The 15,910-nt window shown below is 63.2% G+C and carries 12 protein-coding genes; 8 read left to right on the forward strand and 4 right to left on the reverse strand.

The genetic code is table 11. The features are described from left to right. Positions 1-3: 3 nt before the first annotated feature. Both gspE and gspD read right to left on the reverse strand, forming a co-directional pair. A complete protein-coding gene (gene gspE, locus CJU94_RS05500; protein WP_095417853.1) occupies positions 4-1,572 on the reverse strand; it encodes a type II secretion system ATPase GspE in 1,569 nt (522 codons plus the stop codon). Next, positions 1,569-3,947 (reverse strand): type II secretion system secretin GspD, encoded by a 2,379-nt coding sequence (gspD, locus tag CJU94_RS05505; protein WP_095417854.1) that lies wholly within the window; start codon positions 3,945-3,947, stop codon positions 1,569-1,571. Before gspD ends, gspE begins: the two co-directional genes overlap by 4 nt. A 514-nt stretch (positions 3,948-4,461) precedes the next feature. Here gspD and CJU94_RS05510 point away from each other — a divergent pair. Beyond that, complete coding sequence (locus CJU94_RS05510; protein WP_095417855.1) at positions 4,462-4,908, forward strand: lytic transglycosylase domain-containing protein; 447 nt, start codon at positions 4,462-4,464, stop codon at positions 4,906-4,908. Between the two features lie 163 nt (positions 4,909-5,071). Beyond that, positions 5,072-6,406 carry a GTP-binding protein gene (locus CJU94_RS05515; protein WP_095417856.1) on the forward strand — a complete coding sequence of 445 codons (1,335 nt, stop codon included), beginning with the start codon at positions 5,072-5,074 and terminating at the stop codon, positions 6,404-6,406. 131 nt (positions 6,407-6,537) lie between these two features. On the opposite strand, the gene CJU94_RS05520 is transcribed toward CJU94_RS05515, so the two are convergent. Together CJU94_RS05520 and CJU94_RS05525 are read right to left on the reverse strand one after the other, a co-directional pair. After that, entirely contained in the window at positions 6,538-6,816 is a 279-nt protein-coding gene (locus tag CJU94_RS05520) for an HU family DNA-binding protein (protein WP_006050811.1), read from the reverse strand. Positions 6,817-6,834: 18 nt separating this feature from the next. Beyond that, a complete protein-coding gene (locus CJU94_RS05525; protein ID WP_157763720.1) occupies positions 6,835-7,140 on the reverse strand; it encodes a hypothetical protein in 306 nt (101 codons plus the stop codon). Positions 7,141-7,308: 168 nt separating this feature from the next. Between CJU94_RS05525 and mnmC the strand changes: the two genes are divergently transcribed. The 6 genes from mnmC to CJU94_RS05555 all read left to right on the forward strand — a co-directional run bounded on the left by mnmC (position 7,309) and on the right by CJU94_RS05555 (position 15,785). Beyond that, the gene (mnmC, locus tag CJU94_RS05530) at positions 7,309-9,279 is read left to right on the forward strand and encodes a bifunctional tRNA (5-methylaminomethyl-2-thiouridine)(34)-methyltransferase MnmC2/FAD-dependent 5-carboxymethylaminomethyl-2-thiouridine(34) oxidoreductase MnmC1 (protein ID WP_095417858.1); all 1,971 of its coding nucleotides are present in this window, start codon (positions 7,309-7,311) and stop codon (positions 9,277-9,279) included. A gap of 855 nt (positions 9,280-10,134) precedes the next feature. Further along, a complete protein-coding gene (locus CJU94_RS05535) occupies positions 10,135-11,340 on the forward strand; it encodes a cation:proton antiporter (protein ID WP_095417859.1) in 1,206 nt (401 codons plus the stop codon). Between the two features lie 125 nt (positions 11,341-11,465). Continuing rightward, positions 11,466-12,581, forward strand: a complete 1,116-nt coding sequence (locus tag CJU94_RS05540) for a YbdK family carboxylate-amine ligase (RefSeq protein ID WP_095417860.1) — start codon at positions 11,466-11,468, stop codon at positions 12,579-12,581. A 539-nt stretch (positions 12,582-13,120) separates the two neighbouring features. Continuing rightward, positions 13,121-13,759 (forward strand): MarR family winged helix-turn-helix transcriptional regulator, encoded by a 639-nt coding sequence (locus tag CJU94_RS05545; RefSeq protein ID WP_095417861.1) that lies wholly within the window; start codon positions 13,121-13,123, stop codon positions 13,757-13,759. Positions 13,760-13,885: 126 nt separating this feature from the next. Then, complete coding sequence (locus tag CJU94_RS05550) at positions 13,886-14,599, forward strand: glutamine amidotransferase (RefSeq protein WP_095417862.1); 714 nt, start codon at positions 13,886-13,888, stop codon at positions 14,597-14,599. 73 nt (positions 14,600-14,672) lie between these two features. After that, on the forward strand, positions 14,673-15,785 hold the full coding sequence (locus CJU94_RS05555; protein ID WP_095417863.1) for an NADH:flavin oxidoreductase/NADH oxidase: 1,113 nt from the start codon (positions 14,673-14,675) through the stop codon (positions 15,783-15,785). Positions 15,786-15,910: the final 125 nt, after the last annotated feature.

Here is a 15,910-nt window from a genome sequence, read left to right on the forward strand (position 1 = left end):
CGCTTATGCTCCGCCCGTGACGCGGATCACTTCTTCGAGCGATGTAAGGCCGGAGGCGAGCCAGCGGTCCGCGTCCTCGCGCAGCGTACGCATGCCTTGCGCGCGGCCGGCCGCGAGGATTTCCGCGTCGGCCGCGTTGCGGTGAACCAGCGTGCGGATGTCGTCGTCGATCAGCAGCAGTTCGTAGACGCCGCGACGTCCCGCGTAGCCGGAGTGGCCGCACCGGTCGCAACCCACCGGATGCCAGCGCACGCTGCCGTCTTCTTCCACTCGCTCTTCGCGGCACACCGGACACAAGCGCCGCACGAGCCGCTGCGCGAGCACGCCGAGCAGCGACGACGCCAGCAGATACGGCTCCACGCCCATGTCGGTCAAACGTGTCACGGCGGAGGCCGCGTCGTTGGTGTGCAGCGTGGCCAGCACGAGGTGGCCTGTCAGCGACGCCTGCACCGCGATCTGCGCGGTCTCCAGGTCGCGGATTTCACCGATCATGATGACGTCCGGGTCCTGCCGCAGAATCGAGCGCAGCGCCCGCGCGAAGGTCATGCCGATCCGTTCGTTGACCTGCGTCTGGCCGATGCCCGCCAGGTCGTATTCGATCGGGTCTTCGACCGTCATGATGTTGGTGGTCGCCGTTTCGAGCCGCGACATTGACGCATACAGCGTGGTGGTTTTACCCGAACCGGTCGGGCCGGTCACCAGCACGATGCCGTGCGGCCTGCCGATCAGCTTGTCGAACTTGACGAGCGTGTCGGACGCCATGCCGAGTGCTTCGAGATTCAGACGCGACGCGTCCTTCTCCAACAAACGCAGCACCGCGCGTTCGCCGTGACCGGTCGGCAGCGTCGAGACCCGCACGTCGACCGGGCGGCCGCCCACGCGCAGCGTGATGCGGCCATCTTGCGGCAGGCGCTTCTCGGCAATGTCGAGTTGCGCCATGATCTTGATCCGCGAGATCAGCGCGCCGTGCAGCGCCTTCTTCGGGCGCACCACATCGCGCAACGTGCCGTCCACGCGAAAGCGCACGACAGAGGCATTCTCGAACGGCTCGATGTGAATATCCGATGCCTGCTCGCGCGCCGCTTGCGTGAGCAACGCGTTGATCATGCGGATGATCGGCGCGTCGTCTTCCGACTCCAGCAGATCCTCCACCTCGGGAATGTCCTGCATGAGGCGCGAGAGATCGACTTCGCCTTCCACTTCGCCGACCACCTGCGCGGCGCTGCCGTCCTGGCGCGCATACGCCTGGTTGATCGCCTGCGCGAGTTCGTCGGCGGGCACGCGCACGATCGACACCGCGCCGAAGTTACGCGCCACTTCGGAGAGCGCCGCGTCGCTCGTGCGTTCGCTGATCCAGACTTCGAGGCTGTCCGCATGCTGGTGCGCAACCAGAATCTGGCCGGCGCGGGCAAAGCCGTAGGGCACGAGCCGCGCGGCGATCGCCGACGGCGCCTCGCGCCCGGCATGCTCGGTCACGCCCGCATTCGGAATCGCGGCGGCTTGTGCCGCTGCCCCGGCTCGCGTTGCTGCCGGCGCAGCGGACGCTGACGGCGGCGTCGACGGCGTGCTCACGGCCGCACTCCCGGCGACGCGGTGGACGGCGTCACGGTGACGGGGTTGCTCTGCACGGCAGGGCCAACGGTGGCCGGACTGCTCTGCGCGGCGGCGCCGTTGGTGGTCGCCGCACCGCTGGTGGCCGCGGCGCCGTTCGTCACCGCACCGCCGTTGGCGGGCGGCGGCGCCATCTTCTGCCGGCGCATCTTGTCGATATCGAACAGATTCATCTCGGGCGAACCGCCCTGGCTCGGACCGATCGGCATCGGCGGCACCACCGGATCGTCGCTGTCCTTCATCAGGTTGTTGTCCTGCTTGTACGCGCCCTGCACGCCCTGGATGTAGTCGTAGCGATTCGACGTCACGGCCTGAGCCGTACCACGATCGTTGATGATCACCGGGCGCAGGAACACCATCAGGTTGGTCTTGTTGCGGGTCTTCTGTTCCGAGCGGAACAACTGGCCGATCCACGGAATATCGCCGAGCAGCGGCACCTTGCTATTGCTGACCTGGTAGTTATCCTGCATCAAGCCGCCCAGCACGATGATCTCGCCGTTGTCCGCGAGCACCGTCGACTGGATCGAACGCTTGGTGAATTCCGGGCCGGCCGGGTTGGTCGCGGCGTTGTTCGTGCCGGTGACGATCGCCGAATCTTCGGTGTAGAGCTGCAGCCTGAGAATGCCGCCGTCGGTGATCTGCGGCTTGACGTGCAGCGTCAGACCGACGTCCACGCGATCGTAGGTATTGAACGCCGAGGTCGCGGTCGAGCTCGTGAGGTTCGAATACGAACCCGTCTGGATCGGCACGTTGGTGCCGACGACGATCTTGGCTTCCTCGTTGTCGAGCGTAATGAGGTTAGGCGTCGACAGGACGTTCGCATCGGCGGTCTGCGAGAGCGCCTGCAGCAGCGCGCCGAGTCCCTGCACACCGAAAATGTTGTGAATCCAGCCGACGTTGAGGCCCTGCTGGAGACTTTGCCCGGCGAGCGCCCCGGCCAGACCGCCCGTGGCGCCGGTCGCCGCGGCCGCCGCGGTCAGATTGATGATGCTGTTGCTGCTGCCGGTCTGCAGATTGGTACCGGCAAAGATGGAATTGTTCGCGACCTGCCATTGAATGCCGAGATTGCCACTCGTATTCGAATTCAACTCGACGATCAACGCTTCGAGATAAACCTGAGCGCGCCGTGCGTCGAGCTGGTCGATCACCGCGCGCAAGTTGCGGTACACCGGCTCGGCCGCCGTAATGATCAGCGAGTTGGTCGCGGCATCCGCCTGGATCATGCCGCCCGGCTGATTGTCGTCGCCCTTTTCCTTCTCGTTACCTAGCAGGCCGCCGGAATTGGCGCCGCCGCCCGCGCCGTAGCCGCCGCCAGCGCCGCCCATCGGCGAGGCCATCGAGCTGCTGCCGAGACCGCCCGACGGCAGCGGCGGCGTACCCGAGGCGCCCGTCGAATTGCCGCCGCCCAGCCCACCGCCGCCGTTCTGATTGAACGAATTCGCATCGTTCGAGGTCGCCGACGAGCCAGTCTCGCCGCCTTTGCCGAACATGCCGCGCAAAGTCTTGGCGAGCCTCGTCGCGTCCGCGTTGCGCAGCGGCACGACGTGAATGTTGCCGGGCATCGTGGTCGGCGTATCGAGTTCTTTCGCCAGTTGCTTCGCCGCCGCGAGACGCGCGCCGTTCGACGCGCGGATCAGCAGCGAGTTGGTGCGCGCGTCGGCCGTGATCGAGACCTTCAGCGTCGCGTCGGTGCTGCCGATCGCGCCCGGGTCGAGCATCTTGGAGAGTTGCGTGGCGATGTCGATCGCGTTGGCGTTCTTCAGTTGCACCACCGATACCGACTGGCCCGCCGCCGTATCCACACCGGCAATGATCTGCGCAATACGCCGCACGTTGTCGGCGTAATCGGTCACGACGATCGTGTTGTTGGCGGGGTAGGCCGCCACCGTATTGTTCGGGGAGATCAGCGGGCGCAACACCGGCAGCAGATTGTTGGCCGATTCGTTCTTCAGTACGAACACCTGCGTCACCACCTGGTCGCCGCGCGCGGTGGGCGCGTTGCCCACGTAGGTCGGCACGCCTTGCAGCTTGGCATCGGCCTCGGGCACCACTTTCAGGACGCCGTGGTCTTGCACGAGCGCGAAGCCCTGCATGCGCAAAGCGGACTGCAAGGTCTTCAGCGCCTGATCTTCAGGCACGGCATTTTCCGACACCAGATTCAGCTGACCCTTCACACGCGGGTCGACGATGATCGTTTTGCCGGTTGCCGCGCCGATCGCCTTGGCCACCTGGTCGATGTCGGCGTTGACGAAGTTGAGTGTCACCTGAGCCTGTGCTGTCTGCGCGGTGATCAAACCAGCCACCAGCAGCGCCGTTGCGACGCGACGCAAAGCCATACGATTTCTTCTCATGAAATAGGGTATTGATGCCGACGGCCGCAGCCGCCGACTGTCATGCTGTGCGGACATGGGAGCAGGCCGCCGCCCTGTCGGTCTGCCGGCCGGCCTCGCGAGCGATTACCGCCCTCGCTGCCCGCCGCCCGATGCCCGAAAAAAATGAACAGTACCAGTTTTTCATGTCGGATTTGTCACAAAACAGACTGCGCCATGCGATTCCTCTAAAGTTCCGCCCCTTTTGTCAAGCATTTGAAAGCTAATGAAATGGGTCTTGATGAGCGAGAAAAGGCTTCGTTTTCTACGCATTTATGTCGGTTAGCCAACTTGACGGAGGTTCGCCTGCCGGTATGATACGAGCCGTTCGAGTCCCTGGTTGCGGGTTGCTGACGCGGGTTTTCCCGATGTCCGGCGCACACCCGGCTGGCGTGGCTCGGCGGCTGTCAGCGGCTGAAGTATGGCCGACGCGGTCTCTTGCCCAACCTTACTCTTGCGCTTTACTTAGTGGTCTTGACCGATGAATCGTCCCTTCGTCACCTTCGCCGCAGGACTCGCCGTGCTGATAGCAGCAGGGTCCGCGCGCGCCGATTGCTTTGACGAAGCGGCGAAGTATCAGAAGGTCAACCCCCTGATTCTGCGCGCAATCGCGTGGCAAGAGTCACATAATCGTCCCGACGCACAGCATAAAAACGCCAACGGCTCGATCGACTACGGCGTCATGCAGATCAATTCGATCCATCTGCCCACGCTCGCCCAGTACGGTATCTCGCAAGGCACGCTGATGGAGCCGTGCAAGAACGTCTATATCGCGGCATGGCATCTGCGCCGCCAGATGAACAAGTACGGCAACACCTGGCAGGCAATCGGCGCGTACCACTCCGAAACGCCGGCATTGCGGGACAAGTACGCGCAGCAGATCGTCGCGATCCTGCGCAAGTGGAATCTGATGCCGGCTGCGCACTAGCGCGGTCCAATCCGGCTTGATCCGGCCCATTGCGCGGCCACCACCCGTTTTGATGCACAATGCGGCTTCGTGCTGCCGTCGAGGCTCGCGCGTCGTGCAGCTCACGCAGTCATGCAGCGCGAGGCCCGGCACGCCTTCCAATCCCTTAGCTTTCCGTACTGCGATGAACCAGCCGCTATTGCCCGTCACCGTGCTCTCCGGTTTTCTGGGCGCCGGCAAGACCACGCTCCTGAATCACATTCTCGCCAATCGCGCCGGTTTGCGCGTGGCCGTGATCGTCAACGATCTGGCTGCCGTCAATATCGATGCGGCGCTCGTGCGCGATGCCGCTGCGCTTTCTCATGTCGAGGAGCAGCTCGTCGAACTGTCGAACGGCTGCATCTGCTGCACGTTGCGCGACGATCTGCGGGTCGAGATCAAGCGCCTCGCTGCCGAGCAGCGCTTCGACGCGATCCTGATCGAGTCGACCGGCGTCGCCGAACCCATGCCGATCGCGGAAACCTTCACTTTCGTCGATGACGAAGGCGCGTCGCTCTCCGACGTCGCCCGGCTCGACACGATGGTGACGGTGGTCGATGCGTTCAACTTTCTGCGCGACTACGGCTCGGCCGACGCGCTAGCCGAGCGCGGTATCGCGGCGAGCGAGGAAGATGACCGCACGCTGGTCGAATTGCTGATCGAGCAGATCGAATTCTGCGACGTGTTGGTGGTGAACAAGGCGGACCTTGTCAGCGCGGACGAACTCACGCGCCTGCAGCGCATTCTCGGCCGGATCAACCCGCGCGCGGTGCAGGTGGCCGCCCGTTTCGGCGACGTGCCGCTTGCTCAAGTGCTGAACACCGGCCGATTCGATTTCGACGAGGCGTCGAGCGCGCCGGGTTGGCTGGCGTCGCTCAATCATGAGCATGACCACGAGCACGGCCATGCGCATCACGGTGAGGCGGATGAATTCGGCATCAGCACTTTCATTTACCGGGCGCGCCGGCCGTTTCATCCGGAACGCTTGTGGGCGCTGCTGCATCAGGAGTGGAAGGGCGTTTTGCGCAGCAAAGGCTTCTTCTGGCTCGCCACCCGCAACGATATAGCCGGTTCGCTCTCGCAGGCGGGCGGCGCTTGCCGCCACGGTCCGGCAGGCATGTGGTGGGCCGCTCAGGACCGCAGCGAATGGCCCGACGGCGACGACGAGCTGGCCGCCGAAATCGCCGCGGACTGGTACGGCGACCCGGACGATCTGAGCATTGGCGACCGCCGTCAGGAACTGGTCATGATCGGCGTCGGCATCGACCCCGCTGTCTGGCAGGCGAAGTTCGACGCGTGTCTGCTGACCGAGGACGAATACGCGCAGGGACCGCAGGCTTGGGAAAAGCTCGCCGATCCGTTCCCGGCCTGGGACTTCGACGAAGACGACCACGACCACGACCACGACCACGATCACAACCATCATGACCACGATCACGACGGTCATGGCCACGGTGAAATCGTGCATCGCCACGACTGAGCGGCTTAGCCTAACGGCGAGATAGCCGCGACGCTCGTCGCCGCTATCCGTTGCGCCGTGCGCGGACAAAGAACGCGCAGGCGAAAAAAAACCCGCCGTTGGCGGGTGTCAACTGCCTGGCAGTAGTCTGCTTAGCGCTTGTTGACTGCATCCTTGAACGCCTTACCAGCCGTGAACTTGACGGTCTTGGCGGCCGGGATCTTGATAGTTTCGCCGGTCTTGGGGTTACGACCCGTACGTGCTGCGCGCTTGCCCGAACCGAAGCTGCCGAAGCCGATCAACTGGACCGCATCACCCTTCGACACAGACTTCTTGATCACTTCAAGCAACGTGTCCAGCGTTTCACCGGTTTGAGCCTTGCTGGCGCCCGTCTGTCCTGCGACGGCGTCGATCAGTTCCTGTTTGTTCATTAAGGTTCCTTTCTGAGTTTAGGTTGACACGAACAGCGCGAACGCGCCGATTATACGTGCGCGGGCCGCGCCGTCGAGCAGCTCCGGCTCCGGATCCCCTCCGGACCAATCGCGCCGGACAGATAAGCGTCCGTCGGCCGAGCTGCCGCTCCCTTCGCGGCGCTTGCTATGATAGCGCAGCGCAAACCCAATCAGGATAAGGGTTTCGAAGAATTGCGCGGTGACGAAGCGGATATTGCAACGAAACTGCCATTTTTGCTCCCGGCAACCCCAACCGAGGGCTGAAACCCAGTACGGACGGGGCCTGGCGTTGGTTTTTGCCAACGTTCGGCGCGTCTTTTCCGCCGTCCGGCGAGCTGCACGCGCGGGCGGCAACCTTCGACCCGCGTGCGAGAACGCCGGGCCGGTCCGAATTTTCTCACCCCCTCGGGGGTCCTGTCGGGAAACGGCAGGCTCTGGGGGCATCTTTCCGAGCGTCATTTTCCGTCGCGCATGACTGATCCGCTGATTCCCGCCGTCCTCGCCTTTCGCGACAATGGCACGCCTTTTTCGCCGCTTTACAACGACATCTATCACAGTGCCGTGGGCGGCCTCGAACAGGCTCACTATGTTTTCCTGCGCGGCAATGCGCTACCCGAGCGGTGGCAGGGCCGCCGCATTTTCACCGTGCTCGAAACCGGCTTCGGCATGGGCATCAATTTTCTGATGACCTGGGCCGCGTGGCGCGCCGACTCATCGCGCTGCGAGCGGCTGCATTTCGTCTCGACCGAGAAGCATCCGTTTACCGCCAGCGATTTACGCAAAGTGATTGCGGCGACGATTTCCGATCCGGAGATTGCGGGCCTCGCTCAAACGCTCGCAAATGCGTGGCCGATGCTCGTTCCCGGCACCCATCGGCTCGAATTCGAAGAAGGGCGCGTCGTGCTCACGCTCGTTTTCGCCGACGCGCAGGACAGCCTGCCGGCGCTGAGGCTGCGCGCCGACGCGTTTTACCTCGACGGCTTCGCGCCGGCCAGGAATCCCGAACTCTGGACGCCGGCAATCTTCAAGGCGCTCGCGCGGCTGGCGGGCGAGGGCGCCACCCTCGCCACCTACAGCAGCGCCGGCGACATCAAACGGGCGTTGACGCAGTGCGGCTTCGAATACCGCAAGGTGGACGGCTTCGGCTGGAAACGCGCGATGCTGGTCGGCCACTTCGCCCCGCGCTGGCGCGTGCGGCGTCATGAGCCGCCCGCACCGCTCGCGCTCGACGAACGGCATGCCGTGGTGATCGGCGCAGGGCTCGCGGGCTGTGCGGTGATCGAACGGCTTGCCGCGCGCGGCTGGCGCGTCACGTCGCTCGAACGGCATGCTTCGGTGGCGCAGGACGCATCGGGCAATCCCGCCGGCGTGTTCCATCCGATGATTTCGCGCGACGACAGCGTCGCCTCGCGCGTCACGCGCGCCGGCTTTCTGTATTCGCTCAGGCGCTGGGCCGCGCTCGAACAGCGCGGTCCCGGGCTCTCGCGCGGCGGTCAGGGCCTGCTGCAGATCGCCGCGGACGACGAGGAAGCCCGCTCGATCAGTCATGCGATCGCTGCATCGGGTTATCCGTCCGACTACGTGCGGCCCGTGTCGCCGGCCGAAGCTCAGCGGCTCGCCGGCATGCCGCTCGCGCGCGGCGGCTGGTTCTTCGCGCACGGCGGCTGGATCGACCCGGCGTCGCTCTGCGCCGCTCAGTGCGCCGCCGCCGATGAGTTGCTCGAACGCCGCTTCGCTGTAGACGTCGCACGGATCGAGCGGTCTGGCGCTCAGTGGACCGTGTTCGACACTGCGGGGCAGGCGGTCGCGCGGGCGCCCGTGGTGATCGTCGCGAGCGCTCACGACGCCGCGCGCATCGCCGGTCTGCAGCACGCGCCGACCCGCAGCATTCGCGGCCAACTCACCTTGCTGCCGGCCGGCGCGGTGCAGCCGCCGCTCGAAATGCCGGTGATCGGCGAAGGCTACGCGGTACCGCTTGCCGACGGCGTCACGCTGACGGGCGCCACTTACGAACTCGACGACCCCGACACTTCGCTGCGGGCGAGCGGCCATCTGGAAAACCTCGAGCGCGTCGCGCAGATGCTGCCGGCGTTTGCGGGCGTGGTCGAGCGCGCCGAGCCGGCCGCGCTGGCTGGACGTGTCGCGTTCCGTTGCGTCACCAGCGACCGCATGCCGATGATAGGCCAGCTCGCCGACGAAACGCTCGCGGCGCGCGACGCTCAGCGTCTGCGCGGCGCATGGCCGCTCGATCTGCCGCGCACGGACGGCCTGTACGGCGCATTTGCCTATGGTTCGCGTGGGCTGGTGTGGGCCGCGCTCGGCGCGGAACTGATCGCGTCGCAACTGGAAGGCGAACCATGGCCGCTCGAGCGGGATCTGGCTGAAGACATCGATCCCGCGCGTTTCCTATTACGCGCATTGCGTCAAGGGACAGCGGGTTAACGGTGTGTTAACCGCGGGCGTCCCGGCAAACTTGCCCGGTGAGTTATCCACTGAAACTTGTGGATAACCGTACCGTTTACCCGCGCAACTCATGTGGAACCGTTGTGGACGTAAACGGGGTAACTTGGCCTCCGCCGAAAATCGCAAAAAGTTGCCCCCGTATACCCTCCGCTCCCGCACACGCTGTGCATCCGGTTATGCGGTCGGCAAGCCGATGATTCGTTTCGGTAAACCGGACTTATCCACAGAAACCGAGGCAGCTTGTTAACTGTTACTACGTATACATACGGTAAACCTGTAAACAGCAAAGCCGTGGCTGGAGCGAAGCTTGTCGGCGTAGCCGCGGCCCCACAACGCGCGGCAAAACTTCGCCGCCTCTATGTCCCGAAAAACACATCAACCGTGTTCAAACTATCCGCGCACGCGGCTGAATTCGGGCCCAAAACGGTCGCTTTTTCCTCATGTCGGCGAGATAACGTACGTTTTTACCGTTTTGCCAGCATGTTCGTGTCTTTTCGGTCGAGGCTGAAAAAGCTATGGCACAATCGCCGTTCTTTTCCGCGTCGTGCCTTGCCTCTACGGCGGCACACGCAGCAAACGGAACGGTGCCGCTCAATCAGAATCTGATTCAAAGTCGACGGCGTTCTTTCACCGTGCCGGTTTGCTACGGCCGCACCCCGAATGCGTCAGGCTCGCTGCGGCTGCAGCGCATTCAGATCATCCGATCGTTGAAAACTCGCAACGCTGGTCATGCGAAGCGATCGCGACAGTGAGCGCTTCATGCGCCCACCCGCTCGCCGGTGTTTTGCGCCGGTTCGTGTCGTCCGCCGTTGCTGCAAAGGAGAACCCATCACGATGAATTCGGCGTTTTCATTTTTTCCAGCCTGGCCGCTTTCACCCGACGCCATTTTTTGGGCTGGTCTCGCCTTGCTTGCCGCCGGTCTGTGCGGTGAGCTCTGTTATCGCGCGTGGCGTTTGCCGCGCATTTCCGGCTATGCGGTGATTGGCCTGGTTGCCGGCGCCGCCGGGTCGGGTGTGATCGACGCGGATTCCGCGAGCGCCGCGCGGCCGTTGCTCGACGTCGCGCTGGGTTTGCTGCTGTTCGAACTCGGCAGCCGGCTTGATTTGCGCTGGATCCGTCGCAATCCGTGGCTGATTCTGTCGAGCGTGGCCGAAGCCACGCTGACCTTTGCGCTGGTTTTGCCGGTTTTGCTGTTCCTGAACGTGCCGCTGATGGTGGCCACGGTGCTCGCCGCGATTGCCATGGCGACTTCGCCGGCCATGGTGATTCAGCTGAAAACCGAGTTGCGCGCGGAAGGCCAGGTGACCCAGCGTTTGCTGACCTTGACCGCGTTGAACAGCATGTACGCCGTGGTGATCGAAAAGCTCGTGTCGAGCTGGCTGCATCAGGAAGCGTACGGCAACGTATTCGCGACCATTTTGCAGCCGCTTTATCTGCTGGTCGGCTCGCTCGTGCTCGCCTATCTGCTCGCGCGCACCTGCACGTTCTTTTATCGCCGTTTGAACATGCAGGACGAGCATTCGTTTGTCGCGCTGTTCGGCCTGGTGCTGCTGGCCATCGCGGTGGCGCATCTGTTCAAGCTGTCGACCATTCTCGCGTTGCTGGCCGCCGGCATCATCGTGAAGAATCATGAAGCGCGTCCGCAGTTGTGGCCGCAGCATTTCGGCACGGCCGGCTGGTTGTTGACCGTGATTCTGTTCGTGCTCACGCTGACGTCGTTCGAATGGAAAGACATTGCGCTCGGCGGTGTCGCGGCGTTGGGTCTGATTGTTGCGCGTCTCGTGGCGAAACTGGTCGGCGTGCTGGCCTTCGCCAAGCCGAGCGGTTTGAACTGGAAGCAGGGCATGGCGCTCGGTCTATCGTTATCGCCAATGTCGGCACTCGCTTATCTGCTGGTCGACGATACGTACAACCTGTATCCGAACTTCGATCCGCAACTGCGGGCGATCGTGATGTGCTCCATTTTCGTGCTGCAGATTCTCGGGCCGTGGCTCGTCTATCGCAGTCTCGCGCTCGTGGCCGAGCGGCGCGAAGAGTAAGCGCGCCAATCAGCGCATCGCGCGGCTCGAAACTCGACGCTCGTTACGCTTTAACCGATTCACATTCGATTCAAAAACGGCCGGGCACGTGACCCACACCCGGCCGACCTGACTTAGGGGACGCCATGTCACTCGAACCCTTCATCGATTCGAAACCGTTCACCTTCGGTGTCGAACTCGAAATGCAGATCGTCAACACGCACGACTATGATCTGACCAAAGCCGGCACGGATCTGCTGCGTCTCATCAAGGACGAAAAGATCCCCGGCAACATCACGCCGGAAATCACCGAAAGCATGATCGAGCTGTCGACCGGCATCTGCACGACGCATGAGCAAGCCGTCGCCGACTTGCGCAAGATTCGCGACACTCTGGTTTCCGCCGCGGATCATCTGAACGTCGGCTTGTGCGGCGGCGGCACGCATGCGTTCCAGCAATGGAGCGAGCGGCAGATCGTCGATACACCGCGCTTTCAGTACCTGTCCGAGTTGTACGGCTATCTCGCCAAGCAATTCACGGTGTTCGGCCAGCACGTGCATATCGGCTGCCCGGATCCGAACAGCGCGCTCTATCTGCTGCATTCAATGTCGCGTTTCATTCCGCACTTCATTGCCTTGTCGGCATCGTCGCCGTTCGTGCAGGGTGTCGACACCGGTTTTCATTCGGCACGACTGAATTCCGTGTTCGCGTTCCCGTTGTCGGGCCGCGCGCCGTTCGTGTTGACGTGGGACAGTTTCGAGGAATATTTCTCGAAGATGGTTCACACCGGCGTGGTCAACAGCATGAAGGATTTTTACTGGGACATTCGGCCGAAGCCCGGTTTCGGCACGATCGAAGTGCGCGTGATGGACACGCCGTTATCGGTGGATCGCGCCGCGGCGATTGCCTGCTACATCCAGACGCTGGCCCGGCATCTGTTGCTCGACAAGCCGATCGTGCCAAAGGAAGACGACTACCTCGTCTATACCTTCAATCGTTTCGAAGCATGCCGGTTTGGTCTTGCCGGCACCTGTATCAATCCGCAGACGGGCGAGCGCAAGACGATTTCCGAAGACATTCTCGAGACGCTGGATCGGATCGCTCCGCATGCCGAAGCGTTGGGTTCGGGCAATGCGCTGGCCGAAATCGGTGCGATTGCCCGCAGCCAGGTCAACGATGCAACCTGGTTGCGCGGTGTCGTCGAACGGGAAAAGTCCCTGCACGAAGCCGTCAGGCAACAGTGTTTGCAGTGGCGCGCCTAGCCGGAGACGGGATGCCTCACGGCAAATCGTAAGGAAACCCGCTTCGAGCGGGTTTTTTTCCATAAATTAAATTTCCAGCTCGGCTTGTCTTAGGTTTTTTAAAGTTAGCGTATACAGACGTAGTAGTAGTTAACAAGCATTGCGTCGGCCTGTGGACAACTGAATAATTCCCTGCAAAGTCAAGGCGCTGCGTAAACCATAACCGAGCTGATCGAGGGCGCGTCGGCGCCGGTATACGAGGACAACTTCGGGACGGACAGGCAGGCCTCGCCGCTTATCAAGAATCGGCGCACAAGCTGTCCCTGCGTTTTCCCGGGGTTATCCACAGCTTGCATTGGATAAGTTAGCTGTACGATTCGCCGCTCTCGCATAGAATGTCGTTTTCGCTGCTTTGCCTTGCAAGGCGGTAAATTTTTGAGATAGTAGAAAACCGTCTTGTCCGCAGTTGGGCGAGGCTACCCCACACAGGCTACGGGCGCATGTCGGCGAGCGTTTTCGCCGGAATCGCACGCAAGCTGTAAATAAACCAATCGAAGATTATGAGCGAAGGCGTATACGGAGAACAGGCGACCGGGCGGGTGACCCACAGCCTATTGCGATTGAGCACGGCGATGCGCAGCCAGGCTTGGGAATGGGCGGAAGGCGCTGGCCTGACGCCGACCCAGGGCGAAATTCTGGTTCTGCTGATGCAGCGCAAAGGCCCGATGCGTCTCGGCGAAATTGCCCGTGAAACGGCCCTTACCGCCGCGACGACCAGCGATGCAGTCAGCACGCTCGAGACCAAAGGACTGGTCGAAAAGCGCCGTGCGCTGGACGACGGCCGCGCGCTCGCGGTCCGTCTGACGGCTCGTGGCCGTACGGCTGCGAAGCGCGCCGCGCAATGGCCGGACTTTCTGGCCAAGGCGGTCGGCACGCTGCGTGAAGACGAGCAGGCCGTGTTCTACCGCACGTTGCTCAAGACCGTTCATCAGCTGGAAGCGCAAGGCACCATTCCGCCGCACCGCATGTGTCTGAGCTGCACGCATTTCGAACCGAGCAAGAACCCGAAGAAGACGCCGCATCATTGCGCGTTGCTCGATCTGAAGATGTCGGATACGGATCTGCGCCTTGATTGCTCGGTGTATGAGACTGCCGACGTCGCCACCCAGAAGAAGACCTGGAAGATCTTCGCCCAATAAGGCGGCTTCTTCCGGGACAATCCGCTACACTGCGAACCGGCTCCGGCGGGTGGCACAGGCTGCCTGCCGGTCGCCCGGCGCCGCGTGGCGGCAAGTCTTTAGTCAACCTGAAGGTGGGACAGGCCGATGAATCGCGAAGTTCTGGCCATTCGCCACGTGCACTTCGAGGATCTGGGCAGTCTTGAGCTGGTGCTCGGCGAGCGCGGGCGCCCGGTCCGCTATCTCGATGTCGGCTTTGCCCGCATCGAGGCGCCGAACCCTGTCGCCGCATCATTGATGGTGGTGCTCGGCGGCCCGATCAGCGCAACCGACGACGCGCATTACCCGACGCTCGTGCCGCTGCTGTCCATGATCGAGAAACGCATAGCGGCCGGTTTGCCGACACTCGGCATCTGCCTTGGCGCACAGTTGATTGCGCGTGCGCTCGGTGCCCGTGTCTACCCCGCGGGTCGCACGGAACTGGGTTGGACACCGCTGACGCTGACCGATGCCGGTCGCGCTTCGCCGGTGCGCCATCTCGATAGCGCGCACACCTCCATGCTGCATTGGCATGGCGACACTTTCGATTTACCTGACAACGCAACGCGTCTCGCGTCGACGCCCGCGTGCGAAAACCAGGCGTTCGCGTGGGGCGGCCACGTGCTGGGTTTGCAGTGTCATCCGGAGATTCGCACCGATCGTTTCGAACCCTGGCTGATCGGCAACGCCGGCGAGCTTGCGGGTCACGGTATCGACGCGCGCCAGTTGCGGGCCGAGACCGCGCAGTTCGGTCCGGCGCTCGAAGCCGCTGCGTGCCGGATGTTCGGCGAATGGCTGGATCAAGTCGAGGCGAAACCCTGAAAGGCGCGCGCCTGCAGTAAATCCATTGCGGTGCTATGCTCGGTCGCTCTTGGGTTTTTACTGGGCGTAATCCATGAGCGCGCTTTTTTCACAGCTCACGCTGCGTAGCGTGACGCTTCCCAATCGTATCGTCGTGTCCCCCATGTGCCAGTATTCCGCCGATCGCGGCGAGGCAACGGCGTGGCACATGATCCATCTCGGCAGCATGGCGTTGTCCGGTGCCGGCATGCTATTCATCGAGGCGACTTCGGTCGAGCCGGACGGACGTATCACACCCGGCGATCTCGGCCTGTGGGACGACGTCACCGAAGCCGCGCTCGAACCTGTGCTCGCCGCGATTCGCAAGCATTCGCACATCAAGGTGACGATGCAGTTGTCGCACGCCGGGCGCAAGGCATCGAGCCATGTGCCTTGGGAGGGTGGCCAGCTGATTCCGGTGTCGCAAGGCGGATGGCTGCCGCACGCGCCGTCCGCGTTGCCGCACAAGGCGGGAGAAGAACCACCGCTGGCGCTCGACGTACCCGGGCTGAACCGGATCCGTGAAGCATTCGCGGCTTCGGCGCGGCGCGCCGCGCGGCTCGGCATCGACGGACTGGAAGTGCATGCCGCGCACGGCTATCTGCTGCATCAGTTCCTCTCGCCGATCGCCAATCAGCGCGACGACGACTACGGCGGTTCGCGTGAAAACCGTATGCGCTTTCCGCTTGAGATCTTCGATATCGTGCGCGCCGCATTTCCCGCCGACAAACCCGTCGGCGTGCGTGTCTCGGCCACCGACTGGGTGGAAGGCGGCTGGACGCTCGAGGATACGATTGCGTTCGCGCAGGAGTTGAAAAAGCGCGGCTGCGACTGGATCGACGTGTCGTCCGGCGGCGTCTCGCCGTTGCAGAAGATTCCGCTTGAACCGGGCTATCAGATTCCGTTCGCGAAGGCGGTCAAGGAGGCCACCGGCCTTACCACCATTGGCGTGGGTCTGATCACCGACCCGTTGCACGCCGAGCAACTGATCGAAGCCGGCGAAGCGGACCTGATCGCGCTGGCTCGCGCGTTGCTGTACAACCCGCGTTGGCCGTGGCACGCCGCGGCGCAACTGGGCGCGACGGTCGAAGCGCCGCCGCAGTACTGGCGCTCCCAACCGCGCGAGCAAAAGGCACTGTTCGGCGACATTTCGTTCGGACAACGGTGAAGTTGGCGAGCCGTCATAGGTGCGCGTCTTTTTGACGGTTGAAGGAAGCCGCCGTGAGCGTGTACGATGCCGGTTGTGGCGCATGAGCGTCGCAGATCGACGCGGCGCTCGCAAGGCGCCGCGTT

The sequence above is a fragment of the Paraburkholderia aromaticivorans genome, from assembly GCF_002278075.1.
GTDB lineage: Bacteria > Pseudomonadota > Gammaproteobacteria > Burkholderiales > Burkholderiaceae > Paraburkholderia > Paraburkholderia aromaticivorans.

Bases quoted from the DNA above. Each gene is read 5' to 3' on its own strand.
- CJU94_RS05545 (WP_095417861.1), top strand. From the start codon at position 13,121: ATGAGCGAAGGCGTATACGGAGAACAGGCGACCGGGCGGGTGACCCAC.
- CJU94_RS05555 (WP_095417863.1), top strand. From the start codon at position 14,673: ATGAGCGCGCTTTTTTCACAGCTCACGCTGCGTAGCGTGACGCTTCCC.
- CJU94_RS05535 (WP_095417859.1), top strand. From the start codon at position 10,135: ATGAATTCGGCGTTTTCATTTTTTCCAGCCTGGCCGCTTTCACCCGAC.
- CJU94_RS05515 (WP_095417856.1), top strand. From the start codon at position 5,072: ATGAACCAGCCGCTATTGCCCGTCACCGTGCTCTCCGGTTTTCTGGGC.
- CJU94_RS05520 (WP_006050811.1), bottom strand. From the start codon at position 6,816: ATGAACAAACAGGAACTGATCGACGCCGTCGCAGGACAGACGGGCGCC.
- CJU94_RS05510 (WP_095417855.1), top strand. From the start codon at position 4,462: ATGAATCGTCCCTTCGTCACCTTCGCCGCAGGACTCGCCGTGCTGATA.
- CJU94_RS05540 (WP_095417860.1), top strand. From the start codon at position 11,466: ATGTCACTCGAACCCTTCATCGATTCGAAACCGTTCACCTTCGGTGTC.
- CJU94_RS05550 (WP_095417862.1), top strand. From the start codon at position 13,886: ATGAATCGCGAAGTTCTGGCCATTCGCCACGTGCACTTCGAGGATCTG.
- gspD (WP_095417854.1), bottom strand. From the start codon at position 3,947: ATGGCTTTGCGTCGCGTCGCAACGGCGCTGCTGGTGGCTGGTTTGATC.
- mnmC (WP_095417858.1), top strand. From the start codon at position 7,309: ATGACTGATCCGCTGATTCCCGCCGTCCTCGCCTTTCGCGACAATGGC.